The sequence below is a fragment of the Nonomuraea sp. NPDC049400 genome, assembly GCF_044466425.1.
GTDB lineage: Bacteria > Actinomycetota > Actinomycetes > Streptosporangiales > Streptosporangiaceae > Nonomuraea.
Genome location: NZ_JBITMP010000172.1, coordinates 1 through 1,039 on the forward strand (window position 1 = coordinate 1; position 1,039 = coordinate 1,039).

1 protein-coding gene is annotated in these 1,039 nt (G+C 66.5%); it reads right to left on the reverse strand.

Features of this window, described 5'->3' with window-relative positions; genetic code table 11:
* Positions 1 to 1,039: NADH-quinone oxidoreductase subunit H (locus tag ACIBVN_RS60950; RefSeq protein WP_397152064.1), on the reverse strand; the 1,039-nt coding region annotated here is incomplete at both ends.

Genomic DNA, 1,039 nt, shown 5'->3' on the forward strand with positions numbered 1-1,039 from the left:
CCGTGGTAGTGCGGCAGATCGAGCGGCGGCACCGGGAAGCCGCCGGCCGTCGGCTCTTCGGACAGTTCCTCGAACTCGGCCTCGACCTGAGCCTTCTTGGCCTCCTTGCGCCGCTGGTTGACGGTGTCGAACCGCATCCAGATGGCCAGCGCCCCGATCACGATGACCGCGCCGAGCCCGATGCCGAGCGTCTTGTTGCCGTCGTTGACCACCACGTTGCGCACGGCGGCCACCAGCAGGATCCACGCCAGGTTGACCGGGATCAGCACCTTCCAGCCCAACGACATCAGCTGGTCGTAACGCACCCGCGGCAACGAGGCCCGCACCCAGATGATGAAGCTGAAGGTGAGCACGAACTTGATGAGGAACCACAGCACCGGCCAGTAGCCCTGGTTGGCGCCCTCCCAGAAGTACGTGATCGGGAACGGCGCCCGCCAGCCGCCGAGGAACAGCGTCACGGCTATGCCGGAGGCGGTGAAGGTGTGCAGGTACTCGCCCATCATGATCAGGGCGAACTTCAGCGACGAGGAGTACTCGGTCTGGAAACCGCCGACCAGCTCGCCCTCGCCCTCGGGCAGGTCGAACGGGATGCGCGCGGCCTCGCCGAACATGCACACCACGTAGACCAGGAACGACGGGATCAGCAGCACCACGAACCAGGTCTGCTCCTGCGCCTTGACGATCTCCGAGGTGGACAGCGTCCCGGCGAACAGGAAGATGGCCACGAACGACAGGCCCATGGCGATCTCGTACGAGACCACCTGCGCCGCCGACCGAAGACCGCCCAGCAGCGCGTACGGCGAGCGCGACGACCACCCGGCCAGCACCACGCCGTAGACCGACACGGCACCCATGGCCAGCATGAACAGCACCGCCACCGGCAGGTCCACCAGCTGCAGCGGCGTCTGCACGCCGAACAGGTTGACCATCGGCCCGAACGGCACGATCGAGAAGGCCAGGAACGCCGGCACCACCATGATGACCGGGGCCAGCAGGTAGAGCACCTTGTCCACGGTCCGCGGGAAGAGGTCCTCCTTCA